The 16360-nt window shown below is 61.0% G+C and carries 20 protein-coding genes; 14 read left to right on the top strand and 6 right to left on the bottom strand.

Annotated features, from left to right (window positions below):
- Positions 1 to 715 precede the first annotated feature (715 nt).
- The gene (gene rhtA / locus AD659_RS17775) at positions 716 to 1606 is read left to right on the top strand and encodes a threonine/homoserine exporter RhtA (RefSeq protein WP_053123618.1); all 891 of its coding nucleotides are present in this window, start codon (positions 716 to 718) and stop codon (positions 1604 to 1606) included.
- 168 nt (positions 1607 to 1774) lie between these two features.
- On the top strand, positions 1775 to 2056 hold the full coding sequence (locus AD659_RS17780) for a hypothetical protein (protein ID WP_053123620.1): 282 nt from the start codon (positions 1775 to 1777) through the stop codon (positions 2054 to 2056).
- A gap of 6 nt (positions 2057 to 2062) precedes the next feature.
- Here AD659_RS17780 and AD659_RS17785 read toward each other — a convergent pair whose 3' ends face one another.
- Positions 2063 to 2632: a TetR/AcrR family transcriptional regulator gene (locus AD659_RS17785; RefSeq protein WP_053123622.1), complete on the bottom strand. Its 570-nt coding sequence runs from the start codon at positions 2630 to 2632 to the stop codon at positions 2063 to 2065.
- Positions 2633 to 2721: 89 nt separating this feature from the next.
- Here AD659_RS17785 and AD659_RS17790 point away from each other — a divergent pair, with 89 nt between their 5' ends.
- Together AD659_RS17790 and AD659_RS17795 are read left to right on the top strand one after the other, a co-directional pair.
- Positions 2722 to 3450, top strand: coding sequence for an SDR family oxidoreductase (locus AD659_RS17790; RefSeq protein ID WP_053123625.1), 729 nt, complete (start codon positions 2722 to 2724; stop codon positions 3448 to 3450).
- Positions 3451 to 3487: 37 nt separating this feature from the next.
- The gene (locus AD659_RS17795) at positions 3488 to 4078 is read left to right on the top strand and encodes a 2-hydroxychromene-2-carboxylate isomerase (protein WP_053123626.1); all 591 of its coding nucleotides are present in this window, start codon (positions 3488 to 3490) and stop codon (positions 4076 to 4078) included.
- 9 nt (positions 4079 to 4087) lie between these two features.
- Here AD659_RS17795 and AD659_RS17800 read toward each other — a convergent pair whose 3' ends face one another.
- The 5 genes from AD659_RS17800 to AD659_RS17820 form a co-directional block, all read right to left on the bottom strand.
- Positions 4088 to 5896: an aminopeptidase P family protein gene (locus tag AD659_RS17800; RefSeq protein ID WP_053123627.1), complete on the bottom strand. Its 1809-nt coding sequence runs from the start codon at positions 5894 to 5896 to the stop codon at positions 4088 to 4090.
- A gap of 45 nt (positions 5897 to 5941) precedes the next feature.
- Entirely contained in the window at positions 5942 to 7108 is a 1167-nt protein-coding gene (locus tag AD659_RS17805; RefSeq protein ID WP_053123628.1) for a cysteine desulfurase family protein, read from the bottom strand.
- Between the two features lie 159 nt (positions 7109 to 7267).
- Positions 7268 to 7882, bottom strand: a complete 615-nt coding sequence (locus AD659_RS17810) for a LysE family translocator (RefSeq protein WP_053123629.1) — start codon at positions 7880 to 7882, stop codon at positions 7268 to 7270.
- A gap of 101 nt (positions 7883 to 7983) precedes the next feature.
- Positions 7984 to 8250 (bottom strand): hypothetical protein, encoded by a 267-nt coding sequence (locus tag AD659_RS17815; RefSeq protein WP_053123631.1) that lies wholly within the window; start codon positions 8248 to 8250, stop codon positions 7984 to 7986.
- 116 nt (positions 8251 to 8366) lie between these two features.
- Positions 8367 to 8732 carry an antibiotic biosynthesis monooxygenase gene (locus tag AD659_RS17820; protein WP_053123633.1) on the bottom strand — a complete coding sequence of 122 codons (366 nt, stop codon included), beginning with the start codon at positions 8730 to 8732 and terminating at the stop codon, positions 8367 to 8369.
- A gap of 96 nt (positions 8733 to 8828) precedes the next feature.
- Between AD659_RS17820 and soxR the strand changes: the two genes are divergently transcribed.
- The 10 genes from soxR to AD659_RS17870 all read left to right on the top strand — a co-directional run bounded on the left by soxR (position 8829) and on the right by AD659_RS17870 (position 16269).
- Positions 8829 to 9281: a redox-sensitive transcriptional activator SoxR gene (gene soxR, locus AD659_RS17825; protein ID WP_053123635.1), complete on the top strand. Its 453-nt coding sequence runs from the start codon at positions 8829 to 8831 to the stop codon at positions 9279 to 9281.
- Between the two features lie 104 nt (positions 9282 to 9385).
- Entirely contained in the window at positions 9386 to 9847 is a 462-nt protein-coding gene (locus AD659_RS17830; RefSeq protein ID WP_053123637.1) for a VOC family protein, read from the top strand.
- A 269-nt stretch (positions 9848 to 10116) separates the two neighbouring features.
- A complete protein-coding gene (locus tag AD659_RS17835; RefSeq protein ID WP_053123639.1) occupies positions 10117 to 11328 on the top strand; it encodes a PepSY-associated TM helix domain-containing protein in 1212 nt (403 codons plus the stop codon).
- A complete protein-coding gene (locus tag AD659_RS17840) occupies positions 11325 to 11867 on the top strand; it encodes a hypothetical protein (RefSeq protein WP_053123641.1) in 543 nt (180 codons plus the stop codon). The genes AD659_RS17835 and AD659_RS17840 overlap by 4 nt, the downstream gene beginning before the upstream one ends.
- The gene (locus AD659_RS17845) at positions 11864 to 12190 is read left to right on the top strand and encodes a hypothetical protein (RefSeq protein WP_053123643.1); all 327 of its coding nucleotides are present in this window, start codon (positions 11864 to 11866) and stop codon (positions 12188 to 12190) included. Before AD659_RS17840 ends, AD659_RS17845 begins: the two co-directional genes overlap by 4 nt.
- Positions 12187 to 12762, top strand: coding sequence for a DUF6162 family protein (locus AD659_RS17850; protein ID WP_053123645.1), 576 nt, complete (start codon positions 12187 to 12189; stop codon positions 12760 to 12762). The genes AD659_RS17845 and AD659_RS17850 overlap by 4 nt, the downstream gene beginning before the upstream one ends.
- A 35-nt stretch (positions 12763 to 12797) precedes the next feature.
- Positions 12798 to 13727: a metal ABC transporter substrate-binding protein gene (locus AD659_RS17855; RefSeq protein ID WP_053123647.1), complete on the top strand. Its 930-nt coding sequence runs from the start codon at positions 12798 to 12800 to the stop codon at positions 13725 to 13727.
- On the top strand, positions 13724 to 14476 hold the full coding sequence (locus AD659_RS17860; RefSeq protein ID WP_053123649.1) for a metal ABC transporter ATP-binding protein: 753 nt from the start codon (positions 13724 to 13726) through the stop codon (positions 14474 to 14476). The genes AD659_RS17855 and AD659_RS17860 overlap by 4 nt, the downstream gene beginning before the upstream one ends.
- Positions 14476 to 15375: a metal ABC transporter permease gene (locus AD659_RS17865; protein WP_014339414.1), complete on the top strand. Its 900-nt coding sequence runs from the start codon at positions 14476 to 14478 to the stop codon at positions 15373 to 15375. The genes AD659_RS17860 and AD659_RS17865 overlap by 1 nt, the downstream gene beginning before the upstream one ends.
- Positions 15376 to 16269: a metal ABC transporter solute-binding protein, Zn/Mn family gene (locus AD659_RS17870; RefSeq protein WP_053123651.1), complete on the top strand. Its 894-nt coding sequence runs from the start codon at positions 15376 to 15378 to the stop codon at positions 16267 to 16269. It abuts the gene before it with no gap.
- Positions 16270 to 16360: the final 91 nt, after the last annotated feature.

A 16360-nucleotide genomic window follows, 5' to 3' on the forward strand; every position in this document is an offset into this window, starting at 1 on the left:
GTTCAATCTGAGCCATGATCAAACTCTTCAGTTCAAACATCTTTGGGTTTTGAGAAAACCCTAAACTTGGCTCAGCAATCGTTGGTTACATCTTTGATTTCTCGCGGAGTAACTTGTGATGCTGATAATCTGTTGACTAGCAGTCTGACTCCACAAGCACCCACACGAATTGCTTGATTCAGTTGTTAAAGAGCGGTTGGCTGAGTCTTTCGTCTCAACCGAGGCGCGCATTCTACAGCGCCCCGTGTATCTGTCAAGCGGTTATTTTAAGAAGTTTTCAAAGTTTCGCTTCGGAAACATCAACAACTTCAACCACTTGCGCTTCCGATCTCTCGTTAGCGGGAGGCGAATTCTACAGCGTTACTCGCTGCTGTCAACACCTCTTTTTCACCGCTTTCGACCGAGATGATCGAACCGCCGATAGAGCCAAACAACACCGCTCTATCTGCTCCTTCCAAGCTTCGATGAACTGAAGCCCAACCCCTTCGAAACCTACTTAACTCATTGAATCTCAAGGAGTTTTCCGTTTCGACTGCGCCGGAAGTGGGGCGAATTATAGACTTCCAGAATCTGCCGTCAACCCTTAATTTGATTTTTCTATCCATAAACCGAGAGGCCACTTAAATCCGCCTTGTATATAGACGGAATCGCCGCACATGCGCAATATACTGCTCAATGCAGCCTCCCCCGCCTTTATTCTGGACGACACTTCGTAATGACACCCCCTCCACATCGCAGCCTGGCCTCCACCCTGTACCCGGTTGCCTTGCTATTAATAGCCATGGCCTCCATTCAATCGGGAGCCTCCCTCGCCAAAAGCATGTTCCCGATAGTAGGCGCACAAGGCACTACGACGCTGCGACTCATTTTTGCCAGCCTCATCATGCTGTTATTGCTACGCCCATGGCGTGCCAAGCTCACCGCTCAGTCACTGCGCACCGTGATCGTTTACGGGATGGCATTGGGCGGCATGAACTTCCTCTTCTATATGTCAGTACGCACCGTTCCACTGGGCATTGCCGTGGCGCTGGAATTTACCGGCCCTCTGGCAGTCGCCATATACGCCTCGCGCCGGGCAATCGACTTTCTCTGGATTGCCCTGGCAGTGGCTGGCCTGCTGTTGCTCATACCAATCGGCGCGACCAATGCCGGCATTGACCTGCTTGGCGCCGGCTACGCATTGGGTGCAGGTTTCTGCTGGGCGCTGTATATCCTGTTTGGCCAGAAGGCTGGCGCGGACAATGGTGTGCAAACCGCCGCACTGGGGGTCATGATCGCAGCCCTGTTTGTCGCACCTATTGGCATTGTCCACGCGGGCGCCGCACTGCTTACACCGAGCCTGATTCCAATCGCCATCGGGGTCGCCATCCTCTCCACCGCCCTGCCCTATACATTGGAAATGATCTCCCTGACACGAATGCCTGCCCGCACTTTCGGTACGTTGATGAGTGTCGAACCTGCAGTGGCCGCCTTGTCAGGACTTGTGTTTCTCCAAGAGTACTTGTCCCTGGCCCAGTGGATAGCCATTACCTGCATCATCCTCGCGTCGGTCGGCGCAACGTTGACCATGGCCAACACCGCAAAGCCCGCCGTCGCGGCGGATTGAGGCAGGGTTTAACGAAGCTCTGGCATTTGCCGCGCATTTAAGCCATGTTTAGGCGAGTAACCTAATGTCAAACATGGATTTTTTCATACAGGACGTCATGAACGCTTCACGCAAGAGCGAGCACGATCGTACGTGGACATAAGATCCACGGCGATCATAAGGACGGGAATGAAACGAATTTTGATACTGATCGCCGTACTTGCCATAGCGGGCTGCGCGGCAACATCGAAAACTGAAGTCAAGCGCGGCAAGAAAGGCTTGCACATCAACTGCTCCGGCCTTTCCTCATCCTGGGAACAGTGCGCCGCCAGCGCCGCCAACGCCTGTGCTCCCAAGGGCTACAAAGTCATTGCCAAGTCCGGCGATGCTGTCGAAGAACCCGGGGACTACCCCTTCGGGCTCAATCCCGCCGGCTACACCAGCCGCAGCATGATCGTCATCTGTAAATAGGTAGCCCTAGTCGAGACCTTGCTCGGCCATACGACGACTGATTTCCACATGGCTGGACTTGAGGACGTCACGCTGGATCTGCGGCGTGACCAGCATCCGCGCAACAACCAGCGCTCCCACGCATTGAGACAGGATGGCCCACGCCAGGCTGTCGCTTCCCAGTATCCGCGCCCAACTTTCGTGCAGACGACAAATCCACGTTTGCGCCGCCTCCCTCACCTGGACATCCGATCGCGCGATCTCGGCGCCCAACACCGGCAGCGCACACCCCGCTTCGGGCTGCTCGACGTGGCTCATGCTCAAGTACTGCTTGAGGCAGCGCTCCAGCTTCATTGAGTCCATGGCGCCGTCTCCACTCAGACGATCCAGACTCTGGGCCAATTCCCGCTCAACAATGGCCTTGAACAGCTCATCCTTGGATGAGAAGTGGCTATAGAACGCACCGCCGCTCAACCCGATCGCTTTCATCAGGCCATCGACACCGACCGTGGAGAAACCTGATTTCTTGGCGGATACGGCACTGCTGGCGAGCAGTTTCTCGCGGGTTTCCATTTTGTGATTGGCTGAATATCGCATGGTCCTGCCCCTGATCGCTCACCTTGACGCTTGCCGGATCTTAGCATAACGTCCGTTTAGTTAACGATCGTTTACCAATGAGGCGAACCATGAATAACAAGAAGGTCGTACTGGTTGTCGGCGCAGGCGATGCCACCGGCGGAGCGATTGCCAAACGCTTTGCACAGGAAGGTTTTGTGGCCTGTGTCACCCGCCGCAGCGCCGACAAACTCGAGCCGCTGGTCAATGACATCCGCGCCCAAGGCGGCGAAGCCCACGGGTTCGCCTGTGATGCACGCAAAGAAGACGACGTGATCGCACTTGTCGAGCAAATCGAGAATCAGATCGGCCCGATCGAAGCCTTTGTGTTCAACATCGGCGCCAACGTCCCCTGCAGCATCCTTGAAGAAACCGCGCGCAAGTATTTCAAGATTTGGGAGATGGCCTGTTTCTCAGGTTTTCTCAATGCGCGGGAGGTGGCCAAGCGCATGGTCAAGCGTCAGCGCGGGACAATCCTGTTTACCGGGGCGACGGCGGGATTACGCGGCGCTTCGGGGTTCGCCGCATTCGCAGGCGCCAAACATGGCATCCGGGCGCTGGCCCAAAGCATGGCCCGTGAGCTGGGACCACTGAATATCCATGTCGCCCATGTGGTGGTGGACGGCGCCATCGATACCGACTTCATCCGCGATCATTTCCCGGAAAAATATGCCACCAAGGATCAGGACGGCATTCTGGACCCCGAACACATCGCCGACAATTATTGGTATCTGCACAGCCAACCCCGCGACGCCTGGACCTTCGAGCTGGACCTGCGCCCCTGGAGCGAACGCTGGTAAACCCTCCCCCCCCCACAACAACAAGAGAGCAGATACCATGAGCAAATCGGTGGAGTTTTACTTCGATCTCGGCAGCCCGACCACGTACCTGGCCTACACCCAATTGCCAGCGCTGTGCGCACAGACCAACAGCCAGTTGATCTATCGTCCGATATTATTGGGCGGTGTCTTCAAGGCAACCGGCAACGCATCGCCGGCGACCGTGCCGGCCAAGAATCCCTACCTGTTCAAGGACCTGAATCGCTTCGCCAAACGCTACGGCGTCGCCTTCCAGTTCAATCCACACTTCCCCGTCAATACGCTGCTGCTGATGCGTGCAGTGACCGGCATACAGTTGCGCCACCCCGAACGTTTCGAGGCTTTCGTCGATTGCCTGTTCCGAGCCTTTTGGGTGGACGCCCGCAACCTCAATGACCCCGCGACTGTCACAGCGGTCCTGAACGAAGGCGGTTTCGACGCCGACTACGTGCTAACCCTGACAAACGACGAGCAGGTCAAACAAACACTCAAGACCGCCACCGAAGCAGCCATCGACCGGGGCATATTTGGCGCGCCGAGCATGTTTGTCGGCAACGAGCTGTTCTTCGGCCAGGATCGGCTGGACTTCGTCCGTGAAGCCCTCGCCTGATCTTCTAGGTCAAATCGCCATCGTCCGGGTGTTGAGCCATTGCAATGCGTCACCGTCCAGCAATGGGCTCAATCGACGCTGCACCTCGGCGTGGTAGGCGTTGAACCAGTCTTTTTCGTCCTGGGTCAGCAGCGAGGGTTCCAGGCAGCGGGTGTCGATCGGGCACAGGGTGAGGGTTTCGAACGCCAGGAACTCGCCGAACTCGCTGCTTCCGGCTTCACGGTTCAACACCAGGTTCTCGATGCGCACACCCCAACGACCGGGACGATAAGTCCCCGGCTCGATCGAAGTGATCATACCGGCCTGCATCGCCGTCTGCGGCGCGGCAGCGGCTTGATAGGCAATCACCTGCGGGCCTTCGTGGACATTGAGGAAGTAGCCTACGCCATGGCCGGTGCCGTGACCGTAATCGACTTGCTCCGCCCAGATCGGCGCGCGGGCGATGGCATCGAGCAAGGGCGAAAGAATGCCCCGTGGAAATTTGGCCCGGGACAGGGCAATCACACCCTTGAGCACGCGTGTGCAGTCCCGTTTCTGCTCAGCGGTGGGTGTTCCGACCGGCACCATGCGGGTGATGTCCGTGGTGCCTCCCTGGTACTGGCCGCCGGAATCGATCAGCAACAGGCCATCACCTTCAATGACCGCATGAGCTTCTTCCGTCGCGTGGTAGTGAGGCATCGCACCGTTGGCGTTAAAGGCGGCGATGGTGTTGAAACTCAGGGAGACGAAGTCTGGCCGGCGCGTGCGAGCGGCGGTCAGGTGCTCATCGATGGTCAGTTCGGTGATGCGCTCGCGACCCCAGGCCCCTTCCAGCCAGGCGAAGAACTCACAGAGCGCCGCGCCGTCCTGTTCCATGGCCCGACGGATGTGCTCGGCGTCGGCCAGGCTTTTGCGCGATTTGGCCAGCGTCGTTGGATTGAGACCTTCGACCAGCTTCACGCCACTGCCCAGGTTATCCAGCAAGCCGACCGTCACCCGCGCCGGATCGATCTGCAGGCTCGCGCCGTCCGGTACTTCACGCAACGCGGCGGCGGCTTCGCTGTAATCACGCAGGGTCACGCCGTCCTGCTCCAGGACGGCACGCAGCGCTGCGTCAACCTTGTCCAGGGCCACGAACAGCGTCGCCTGTTGCTCACTGATCAAGGCAAAGGAGACGAACACCGGGTTGAACGACACATCCGCACCACGCAGGTTGAACAACCAGGCGATGTCATCCAGCGTGGCGATGAAATGCCAATCGGCACCACGCTCCTTGAGGGACTCGCGCAACTTGGCGAGTTTTTCGACGCGACTGACGGTCGCCTGGGGTGGCAAATGGGCGTAGACCGGTTGATCCGGCAAGCTTGGGCGATCGGTCCAGACTTCCTTGAGCAGGTCGATGTCTGTGCGCAACCGCGCGCCGCGTTCCGCCAGCTTGCCGCCCAGGGTACGGGCCGATGCCACAGCCATGACCGCACCGTCGACCGCAACCACCCCACCTTCAGGCGTTTGTTCGGCCAACCAGTCCAAGGGCCCGGGCTGGCCTGGAATCAACTTGACCAGCTCGATACCGCTGCCCTCCAGCTCCTTGGTGGCCTGCTCCCAATAACGGCTGTCGGCCCAGACGCCGGCGAAACTGTCGGTCACGATCAAGGTACCCACCGAACCATGGAAGCCCGACAGCCATTGCCGCCCCTGCCAATAACCCGGCAGGTATTCAGACAGATGTGGGTCGGCCGATGGCACCAGCAATGCATGAATACCCTCTCGGCTCATCAGTTGGCGGACTCGGGTCAGGCGCTGGGGAACCAGTCCATGGGGCGAAGGCTCGGTGCTCATTGTTTCTCCTGCTCATTGAAATTGTTGTTCGATGTCGAAGACCGCTTATGGGATCGTGGCCCAGAACGCCGGTGCAGTCGCGCATGCGGCCTTGATCAACCGCACCGCCTCGTCGATATCCTGCTCGGTGGTAAAGCGCCCCAGGCTCAAGCGAATGGTCCGCCCGGCCGCGCGGGCATCGTGCCCCAGGGCCAACAGGACGTGGGACGGGGTGTTGTGCGCCGAATTGCAGGCCGAGGTCGCGGAAAATGCAATCGATGCGCCCAACGATGCCGGGCTGAACTCACCTTCGTTGAACGTCAGGCTCAACGTATGGGGAATCCGGCGGCTCGCACTGCCGTTCATCCGCACACCGGGCAACGCCAGCAGCGGCTCGAGCAAACGATTGCGCAACCGGGCGATTTTAGCGAGTTCTTCGTCGAATGCCGTGGCTGCCAGTTCGAATGCGGCGCCCATGGCTGCAATCTGGTGGGTCGCCAGGGTCCCGGAACGCAAACCGCCCTCATGGCCACCGCCATGAATCTGCGCCAACAGCCGGGGCCGGGCACGGTCGCCCACGTAGAGCGCGCCGATGCCTTTGGGACCGTAGATTTTATGCGCGGAAAAAGACATCAGGTCCACCGGCCAATGAGACAGGTCGATCTGCACCTTGCCGGCGCCTTGGGCGGCGTCCACATGAAACAACGCACCGTGTTCGCGAACGATCTCGCCGATGGCCACGACATCATTGACGATACCCAGCTCGTTGTTCACCAGCATCAACGACACCAGGAACGTGTCTTCACGCAACGCCTCGCGAACCGCTTGCGGGCTGATCAGGCCCTCGGCGTCCGGTGCCAGCCAGGTGACCGCGACGCCGCTTTCCTCAAGCTGGCGCGCCGTATCGAGAATCGCCTTGTGCTCGATCAGGCTGGTGATGACGTGGCCGGCGGAACCAGCGCGCGCCTGGGCCACACCCTTGAGGGCCAGGTTGTTGGATTCGGTGGCGCCGGATGTCCAGACGATCTGTTCGGGCTGGGCCCCCACCAATTGCGCCACCTGTTGGCGGGCACGCTCCACCGAGCGCCGGGCCTCCTGGCCGAAGGCGTGGGAACTGGAAGCCGGGTTGCCGAAGTTGCCGTCAAAGCCCAGACACTCGACCATGACCCGGATGACCCGCTCATCCACCGGCGTGGTGGCGGCGTAATCGAAATACAAAGGACGTTTATTCATAGGAAACTCGCAGAGCCTGCTCCGGGATCAGGCGCCCTCGTTGGGTTCGAGACTAGCAATACCTGATCAAAGACCTTAAAGAAGTCGGACTTCGTTTAAAAGTGCGTAGGAACGCTCCTGAACAGCGAGCTTAGCAGGCATCGCGTCGAAGCTCAGCCCTCAACTGATGCTTTCGAGCAACAACGGATACATCGAAGCGACCAACAACAACGCCATGCCCCAGTTGAACACGCGCAACCAGCGACGGTCCCGCAACAGGTTGCGCAACAGGCTGCCGCACACCACCCACAGACTCACGCTTGGCAGGTTGATCAAGGCAAACACCGCCGCAATCACCAGCACATTGAAGAAATACCCCTGGAGTGGCGTGTAGGTGCTGATGGCCCCGATGGCCATGATCCAGGCCTTGGGATTGACCCATTGGAACGCCGCTGCGCCCCAATAGCTGATTGGCGTATTGTTCCCCGGCTGGCTGTCCGAAACCGGGCCGGAATGGGCAATTTTCCACGCCAGGTACAACAGGTACGCGGCACCGATGTAGCGCAGCGCGGTGTAGAGCAGTGGATAAGTCTGGAACACCGCGCCCAGGCCAAGGCCCACCGCCAGCACCAGGGAAAAGAAGCCGCAGGTAATGCCCAGCATGTGCGGAATGGTGCGGTTGAAACCGAAATTGACACCCGAGGCCAACAACATGGTGTTGTTGGGGCCAGGCGTGATTGAGGTCACCAGGGCAAACAGGGCGAAGCCCAGCAGCAGGTCAAGCGAAAGGGTCATGTCAGGTCAATCCAGGGGCAGGTCAGTCAAGACATGACCCTACCCCACGTCCAGACGCAAACCCACGGACAGTTGGGCAAAACTTTGAGCGGTACAGTCCCTTAGCTTGACCGGCCAGGCTGTTGCACGACCTGCTCGGCACTCATCTGGCCCTGATCGTCGAAACCCACGTTCTTCTGCGAAGAACCGAGCAGCTCGGCTTTTTTCGCGTGGTATTCCTCGAACGACAGGCCACGGCGATTCAAGGCTTCAAGGGCCAGCTCGCGAGTTTCGTCGGCGGTGTAGGGGCGCAGCTCCGGGGAGGAGCTGGCGCAGCCGCCCAGGAGGGTGGCGGTCAGTAGCAACAAAACGGCAAAGGTACGGTTCATGGCGGGTGTCCGGTGTTCTGGAGTTGGGCGATGAACAAAGGCTACCCGCCGGCCCCGTGCGGCAGAAATCAACCCTCTCGATAGTGGGTATTGCCTGCCTGGATCAGCCGTCGCGCTTAATCGACCAACTGGCAATGCAGCGCGTTGTCCAGGCTGCGCTCGATGTTGCGTAGCACCTGGAACGAACCGAACGTCACGGCTTTGGCTCGATGAGCCTGGATCAGCCGCCAGAAACCCTGCTCGCCACTTTCGAAGCTTCGAAGCGCCGCCTCGCCTGCCTCGCGGGTTTGCCATTGCAAATAGTTGAGCACGCGTCGGCCGTCGTCGCTGGCTTGGATACTGGCACTCAGGAACCCCTGGTGGTCAGTGGCCAGGCGCTCGGTCTGTTCCGACAAGGCGGTTACCAGCGCCTGCTGCCATTGAGGTTCGATGTCGAATTCCATCAGTTGGGTGAAACTGCGATTGTTCCTTGGCGATTGCATGAAAGGTCCCCTATGCAGGTCAGGCGGATCTTGCGATCCGAAGGCGTGCAGGGTAAAACCTCTAGTTAAGTCAAGGTCAAGCGGTTAATTGCAGCGATGACGCAGATCGATCTCCACAAGGAACTCACCGTCGGCCAAGTAGCCGCCCGCAGCGGCGTGGCGGTCACTGCCCTGCACTTCTATGAGTCCAAGGGGCTGATCAAAAGCACGCGCAACCTGGGCAACCAACGTCGCTACCCACGGGGAGTATTACGCCGCGTGGCGCTGATCAAGGTCGCCCAGCGCCTGGGCATTCCCTTGGCAGAAATCGGCAAGGCGTTGAACAACCTGCCGGACAACCGCGCCCCGACTGCCGCCGACTGGCAGGCTTTGTCGGCGCAGTGGAGCCGGGACCTGGACGAGCGCATCAACCAATTGATAGCGCTGCGTGATCGACTCAACGGCTGCATCGGCTGCGGGTGCCTGTCGATGGAGGCTTGTCCGCTGCGCAATCAGGCCGATGTGCTGGGCCAACAGGGGCCAGGCGCTCATCTGCTGGAACAGTCCTGAAACGTTCGTCGGGCCCCGCGCCCAGCCATGGGGGCTGGCCTATAGTGGAGGGGCGCAAATCGACGAAGACTCTCTTCGCCTCCCATAACAAAAGGAGAAACGTCATGGGCGTCAATGCCGTTCCCGAAGGTTTCCATAACATCACGCCCTACCTGGGCATTCAAAAAGCCGCCGAAGCCATCGACTTCTACAAAAAAGCCTTCAATGCCACCGAGGTCATGCGCCTTTCCATGCCCGACGGCGGCATCGGGCACGCCGAGCTGCGGATCAACGGGCATCCGATCATGCTCGGCACGCCTTGCGAACAAGGCCCGCTGAGTAACCCGGACCCATCGCCATCGGTCGGCCTGCATCTATATGTCGAGGATGTGGACAGTGCATTTGCCCAGGCCATTGCCGCCGGTGGCAAGGTGATTTCCGAGGTCAAGGACCAGTTCTATGGGGATCGCACCGGCACCTTGAAGGATCCCTATGGGCATTTGTGGTTCCTGGCGACGCATAAGGAGGATCTGAGCCAGGAACAGATCGAGCAACGGGCCAGGGAAATGTTTCAACAGCAAGGCTGACCAGCCCTGTAGGAGCTGTCGAGTGCAACGAGGCTGCGATCTTTCCCCAGACACTTGAGTCCCAGCGAAACCTCAAAAGATCGCAGCCTTCGGCAGCTCCTACCACGCGAAACATTTTCTTTCATCTTTCCCTTCAGGATTGCGATCACTCGTTCGTCTTAATTAGATGCAGCAGGCCGCGTCGGCAAAAGCCACGGTCTGCTTTTTTCGGTTCACGGTATTGCGAAGCCCGTAATACGGAACCTTTCATCGAATCAAGACGTTCAATCATGTCGAAGAAATCCCGCTCCAAACTCTGGTTCCTGGTCCATAGTTGGCTGGCATTGCCCATTTGGTTTTTCGTGCTCATCGTCTGCGTCACCGGCACCCTGGCGGTGGTCAGCCAGGAGATCGTCTGGCTGGCCAACCCCGACATGCGGGCCAGCAAGCCCTCGGACGACGCAACGCTGCTCAGCTATGACCAGGTGATCGCCGCGATCAAGCAGGCCCAGCCGCAAACCCAGGTACAAAGCATCATTCGCCCGGACGAGTCGCATTTTGCCCTGGAAGTCGGCGTGACCTACCCCGACGGACGCCCCGACACGGTCTACGTCAACCCGTACAGCGGCGTCGTCCAGGGCTCGGCGCCGACGTTCAACTTCCAGGCCTTCACCCGCGCCCTGCATGGCTGGTGGCTGGTGCCGTTCACCAACGGCTACAGTTGGGGCTGGTACCTGGTGTCGTTCCTGGGCCTGCCGTTGCTCGCGTCCCTGGTGACCGGGCTGGTGGTCTACAAGCGTTTCTGGAAAGGCTTCTTCCGTCCGACCCTGCGAATTCGCCATGGCGCGCGGATTTTCTGGGGGGATTTCCACCGGCTCAGCGGTATCTGGTCGATCTGGTTCATCGCGGTCATCTCCGTCACCGGCACCTGGTTCCTGATCCAGGCCTTGCTCGGCGACAACCAGATCTCCATTTCCAGCGAACCGGTCATCCCGGTGGTGGCCCGTGAAAACGTGCCGCTGTCCGCCGACGGCCTGCCGCCCGCGCAGGTGAACCTGGACCGGGCCATCGAAATCGCCCGGCAACGCATCCCGGGACTGGAAGCGAGTTTCATCAGCCTGCCCGGCAATGCCTACAGCCACCTGGAAATCGGCGGCCGCGGTTGGTATCCGCTGATGTTCCAGACCGCCACCATCAACCCCTACAACGGCGACGTGGCCGCCTCACGGATGCTGTCGGACCGCACGACCCTGGAGTTCGTCACCGAATCCATGCGGCCCTTGCATACCGGGGATTTCGGCGGCCTCTGGATCAAGCTCATCTGGTTTTTCTTCGGTTTGATCCTGAGCATGATGGTCCTCAGCGGGCTGCTGATCTGGACCAAACGCACGGCCCTGGCCACCGCCAATGCCTTCAAGCGCAGCCAGAAACCCACCCGTGGCGCCCGCCTCGCGCAGGCATTGCAGCCGTCCGTCCACCGCGAATCGGAGGGCAGCCTGTGAATTCGTCCAATACCGCTTCATCACCGTCGCGCCTGAGCCTGTTCTGGCATAAATGGCGCTTCCATCTCAACGTATTGTTGCTACTCATCCCCTTGGGGTTCATGCCCAAATACCTCTCCGAAGCCGCATTGTTCCGCGGTGATGCCGGGCTGGGCGAACGGGAAGTCGGCGAAGTCCAGGTCGGTCCCTGGAGCCTGCGCCTGGCGGAATTTCGTAACGAAGCCCCACGCGTCCAAGGGCCTGCCGGGCCGATGAAGCACTTCAACGCGGCCCTGTGCCAAAGCTGTATCGGCCAGGTCAAGGCCACCTACCTGCGAATTGGCAAGCCCCGTAGCCTGCGGGCCGCCGGGGTGATTTTCTTTGGCTCGCCCTATCGCATGGGCGCCTTGTTGCCGGTCCCGCCAAAGACCCAGCCCGATGCCGAACTGTGGATAACCCTTGAAGGTTGGGACGGTTCGATGCATCAGGCCTCCATTCCCATGAGCCAGGCCTCCCCATCCACCGTCGCCTGGCTGAAGAACCAAGGAGCCAAACCATGACCCTCCGCGCCTTATCCAAGGGCTTGGCGCTGCTGCTCTGCGCGGGCGCAAGCAGCAGCGTCCTGGCCCACAACCCGATGTGCGAGTGCAAGGCCATCGACGCCGAACAGATCCAATGCACCGGCGGCTTTTCCGACGGCAGCGGTGCGCCCGGGGTGACCCTGGACGTGATCGGCTATGACGAGACCATCCTCGTCCCGGGCAAGCTCGGCGCGGACTCGAAGCTGACCTTCAAGAAACCGAACGCCGAATTCTACGTGCTCTTCGACGCCGGCCCCGGCCACGTGGTGGAAATCGACCAAGCCGACATCGAGGCCCCATGAGCAACGCCACGACGCAAATCATCCGCCCCGCCGGGGCGGGCCATGAAACCCTGTACGTGTTGCTGCTGTGCCTGTTCATCGTACTGGTGGCCGGGTCCGTGGTGGCCTGGCATGGCAAAGTCGAGGACACCCCTCACCTGGCCTCGAACCAGCTCGACGCCCGCCGCGATCTCAGCGCCGCCGAGCAAGGCATCTATGCCGACCTGCGGGTGACCCTGGATGAAATACGCTTGCTGCGCGAAGACCAACCCACCCTGCCCAGCCCGCAAGCCCTGGCCGAGGAAGGCTTCGCGCCGTTCGCCCAGGACGCCAGTTCCGTCAGCCGCGGCGGCCACGCCTGGCAACAACTGCAGGACCGGGCCTACTTCGGCGCCAGTGCCAATTCGTCCGTGGCCGGTTCGTTTCTGATGCGCATCGGCGAAGCGTCCGACGCCGCCCCGGACATCTGGCTCAACCGCGGCACTGGCCTCGCGACGCCCCTCGCGCTGGACGACACCGCTCTGTCCGCCGCCGGCTGGCAACAGATCGTCGCGCAATTCGATGCCGGCGTAACCCGCCAGCACCGGCACTGACCCCACGCCTTCATTCGAGAGAAGACCGTTTGCCCATGCCTATTGCATCCCAACGCCGACCCTTGCTGCGCTTGCTGTTGATCGGCCTGCTGGCCTGCCTGTTCACCTCGCCGGTGAGCGCCGAAACAGCCAAGCGCCTGCGCATCGGCATCACCTTGCACCCGTATTACAGCTACGTGGCTAACATCGTCGGCGACAAGGCGGAAGTCGTGCCGCTGATCCCGGCCGGTTTCAACCCCCACGCCTATGAGCCCCGGGCCGAAGACATCAAGCGTATCGGCGGCCTCGACGTGATCGTGCTCAACGGCGTGGGTCACGATGATTTCGCCGACCGCATGATCGCCGCCAGCGAAACCCCGAACGTGAAGGTGATCGAGGCCAACGAGAACGTACCCCTGCTGGCCGCCACCGGCACGGCGGCCCGAGGCGCGGGCAAGGTCGTGAATCCGCACACCTTCCTGTCCATCAGCGCCTCCATCGCCCAGGTCAATAACATCGCCCGGGAGTTGGGCAAGCTCGACCCGGACAATGCCAAGGCCTACACCCAGAACGCCCGTGCCTACGGCAAGCGCCTGCGGCAGATGCGCGCCGCTGCCCTGGCGAAGCTGACCCAGGCCCCCAATGCCGAATTGCGGGTCGCCACCGTGCATGCCGCCTACGACTATCTGCTACGCGAGTTCGGCCTGGAAGTGACCGCCGTGGTCGAGCCGGCCCATGGCATCGAACCGAGCCCCAGCCAACTTAAGAAAACCATCGACCAACTGCGCGAGCTGGATGTGAAAGTGATTTTCTCGGAGATGGATTTTCCTTCCACCTACGTCGACACCATCCAGCGTGAATCGGGGGTGAAGCTGTACCCGCTCTCGCACATTTCCTACGGCGACTACAGCGCCGAGAAGTACGAAAAGGAAATGGCCGGCAACCTCGACACCGTGGTCCGAGCCATCCAGGAGTCCGGCGCATGACCGTCCAGGAACCCCTCACCCTGCAGCGCGTCGGCCCCTTGATTGCATTCGCCGAGGTCAGCCTGAACCTGGGTCGTACCACCATTCTCGACAGCGTGGCCTTCCAGGTGGAGCCCGGCAGCATTCATGCCCTGGTCGGCCCCAATGGCGGTGGCAAGAGCTCTCTGATCAAGACCTTGTTGGGGCAAATGCCGCATCAGGGCCGTTTGAGCCTGCAATGGCCGGGTGAACCCGGGGTGATCGGCTACGTGCCCCAGGCGCTGGAGTTCGACCGCGGCTTGCCCATGACGGTGGACGATTTCATGGCGGCGATGTGTCAGCGGCGACCGGCGTTTCTAGGCTTGAGCAAGCATTACGCTGGCGCCATTGGCCAGGCCCTGGAGCGGGTCGGCATGCAGGACAAGCGCAAGCGGCGCATGGGCGCGCTGTCCGGCGGCGAGCGCCAGCGGGTGTTGTTGGCCCAGGGGTTGATTCCCTCGCCGCAATTGCTGGTGCTGGATGAACCGATGTCGGCCCTGGACGAGGCCGGTATCCAGGTGTTCGAACGCTTGCTGCAGGACTGGCGTCAGGCCGGGATCACCGTGCTGTGGATCGAACATGACCTGGAAGCCGTCGGGCGCCTGGCCGACCGGGTCACGGGACTGAATCGTCGGGTGCTGTTCGACGGCCCGCCACGCCAGACCCTGACCCCGGAGCGACTGCTGACGCTGTTTTCCACCCATCCACGCACGAACGGGAGCGCTGCCTGATGAGTTATGAAGCCTTTCGTTTGATGGTCCAAGGCTGGGCGTCGGCCGGTTACTTGCCTGAAGCGCTGGCGTACGGGTTCGTGGTCAATGCGTTGCTGGCCGGGCTGTTGATCGGCCCGGTGCTAGGCGGCCTCGGCACGCTGGTGGTGGTCAAGCGCTTCGCGTTTTTCTCCGAGGCGGTGGGCCATGCGGCGCTGACCGGGGTGGCCATCGGCATTTTGCTCGGTGAGCCCTATACCGGGCCTTACGGCAGCCTGTTCGGCTATTGCCTGCTGTTCGGCATCCTGCTCAATTACCTGCGCAACCGCACCGGCCTGGCGCCCGATACGCTGATCGGTGTGTTCCTGTCGGTGTCCCTGGCCCTGGGCGCCAGCCTGCTGTTGATCCTGGCGGGCAAGATCAACGTGCACATCCTGGAAAACGTACTGTTCGGCTCGGTGCTGACGGTCAACGGCAACGACCTGCTGGTGCTGGCGGTGGTCGGCTCGTTGGTGATGGCCCTGGCGCTGCCGCTGTACAACCGCATCATGCTCGCCAGCTTCAACCCGCAACTGGCGGCGGTGCGCGGGGTGGCGGTCAAGACCCTGGACTATTTGTTCGTGGTCCTGGTGACGCTGATCACGGTAGCGGCGGTGAAAGTCATCGGCGCCATCCTGGTGGGCGCGTTGCTGGTGATTCCGGCGGCGGCGGCGCGCCTGCTCAGCCAATCATTGAAAGGTTTTTTCTGGTGTTCGGTGCTGATCGCCACCGTCAGCACCTTGTGCGGGATTCTCGCGCCCATTGTGTTCGACCTGCCAATCCCGTCCGGCGCCGCGATCATCCTGGTGGCCGGCATCGCCTTCGCCCTGAGCGCTATCGCCCGTGGTGTCGTCCCCAGCCTTAAAGGGAATCTTGGATAAATGGTTTTTTCATTGCGACAACTGACCCTGGCCGTCGCGTTGTGCGGCGTGGCTGTTACCTCGTCATTCGCCAGCGAAAAGGTTCGTCTGCTGGCGTCTTTGCCGGTCACCTATGGATTGGGCGAGGCCTTGCTCAAGGGCACTGAGGTCAGCCTGGAGCGGGCCGCGCCAGACAATCTGCCGGGCACCCGCCAGAGCGCCTACTTCAGCGGCCGTGGCGCGCCAGCCTTGAGCAAACTGGCCCATGAGGCCGATGCTGTGATCGGCCTGCGCTCGCTGTGGCCGGACGATCCGCTGTACCCCATGGCCCGACGCAGCAATATTCGCATCGTCGAAGTCGATGCCGCGCGTCCGGTGGACGGCGCCCTGCCCGGTATCGCCGTGCAACCGGGCATGGCCGATGGGTTGGCGAGCCAGCCGTGGATGGCCAGCCATAACCTGGGGCGCATGGCCGACGTGATCGCCGCCGACCTGGTGCGCCTGGCCCCGGCGGACAAAGCGAAAATCGACGTCAACCTCGCGGCCCTCAAGCAGCGCCTGCTCAAACTCAGCGCCGACAGCGAAAAACGCCTCGCCAGCGCCGATAACCTGAGCGTGGTCAGCCTGAGCGAGCATTTCGGCTACCTGATCAGCGGGCTCAACCTGGACGCCATCAGCACCGACACCCGGCCTGATGCCGAATGGACAACCGAAGCTCTCAAGCAGTTGAGTGCGACATTGAAAGACAACGACGTGGCGCTGGTGCTGCATCATCGCCAACCCTCGGATGCGCTGAAGGCCGCCATCACTGAAGGAGGTAGCCAACTGCTGGTGTTGAGCACCGATGGCGCCGATCCGGTGGCGGAGCTGGAAAGTAATGTAGGCCTGGTCGTCACCGCACTGACAGCAGGCTGACAGCAGATCCCCTGTGGGAGCGAGCTTGCTCGCGATGAAGCCAGCACACTCAACATCTTTGCCCGCTGACACACCGCCATCGCGAGCAGGC

Source organism: Pseudomonas thivervalensis (genome assembly GCF_001269655.1).
Lineage (GTDB): Bacteria > Pseudomonadota > Gammaproteobacteria > Pseudomonadales > Pseudomonadaceae > Aquipseudomonas > Aquipseudomonas thivervalensis.

Bases quoted from the DNA above. Each gene is read 5' to 3' on its own strand.
- AD659_RS17845 (WP_053123643.1), top strand. From the start codon at position 11,864: ATGACCCTCCGCGCCTTATCCAAGGGCTTGGCGCTGCTGCTCTGCGCG.
- AD659_RS17815 (WP_053123631.1), bottom strand. From the start codon at position 8,250: ATGAACCGTACCTTTGCCGTTTTGTTGCTACTGACCGCCACCCTCCTG.
- AD659_RS17820 (WP_053123633.1), bottom strand. From the start codon at position 8,732: ATGCAATCGCCAAGGAACAATCGCAGTTTCACCCAACTGATGGAATTC.
- AD659_RS17865 (WP_014339414.1), top strand. From the start codon at position 14,476: ATGAGTTATGAAGCCTTTCGTTTGATGGTCCAAGGCTGGGCGTCGGCC.
- AD659_RS17795 (WP_053123626.1), top strand. From the start codon at position 3,488: ATGAGCAAATCGGTGGAGTTTTACTTCGATCTCGGCAGCCCGACCACG.
- AD659_RS17785 (WP_053123622.1), bottom strand. From the start codon at position 2,632: ATGCGATATTCAGCCAATCACAAAATGGAAACCCGCGAGAAACTGCTC.
- AD659_RS17855 (WP_053123647.1), top strand. From the start codon at position 12,798: ATGCCTATTGCATCCCAACGCCGACCCTTGCTGCGCTTGCTGTTGATC.
- AD659_RS17810 (WP_053123629.1), bottom strand. From the start codon at position 7,882: ATGACCCTTTCGCTTGACCTGCTGCTGGGCTTCGCCCTGTTTGCCCTG.
- AD659_RS17870 (WP_053123651.1), top strand. From the start codon at position 15,376: ATGGTTTTTTCATTGCGACAACTGACCCTGGCCGTCGCGTTGTGCGGC.
- soxR (WP_053123635.1), top strand. From the start codon at position 8,829: ATGACGCAGATCGATCTCCACAAGGAACTCACCGTCGGCCAAGTAGCC.
- AD659_RS17830 (WP_053123637.1), top strand. From the start codon at position 9,386: ATGGGCGTCAATGCCGTTCCCGAAGGTTTCCATAACATCACGCCCTAC.
- AD659_RS17790 (WP_053123625.1), top strand. From the start codon at position 2,722: ATGAATAACAAGAAGGTCGTACTGGTTGTCGGCGCAGGCGATGCCACC.
- AD659_RS17860 (WP_053123649.1), top strand. From the start codon at position 13,724: ATGACCGTCCAGGAACCCCTCACCCTGCAGCGCGTCGGCCCCTTGATT.
- AD659_RS17780 (WP_053123620.1), top strand. From the start codon at position 1,775: ATGAAACGAATTTTGATACTGATCGCCGTACTTGCCATAGCGGGCTGC.
- AD659_RS17850 (WP_053123645.1), top strand. From the start codon at position 12,187: ATGAGCAACGCCACGACGCAAATCATCCGCCCCGCCGGGGCGGGCCAT.
- rhtA (WP_053123618.1), top strand. From the start codon at position 716: ATGACACCCCCTCCACATCGCAGCCTGGCCTCCACCCTGTACCCGGTT.
- AD659_RS17835 (WP_053123639.1), top strand. From the start codon at position 10,117: ATGTCGAAGAAATCCCGCTCCAAACTCTGGTTCCTGGTCCATAGTTGG.
- AD659_RS17805 (WP_053123628.1), bottom strand. From the start codon at position 7,108: ATGAATAAACGTCCTTTGTATTTCGATTACGCCGCCACCACGCCGGTG.
- AD659_RS17800 (WP_053123627.1), bottom strand. From the start codon at position 5,896: ATGAGCACCGAGCCTTCGCCCCATGGACTGGTTCCCCAGCGCCTGACC.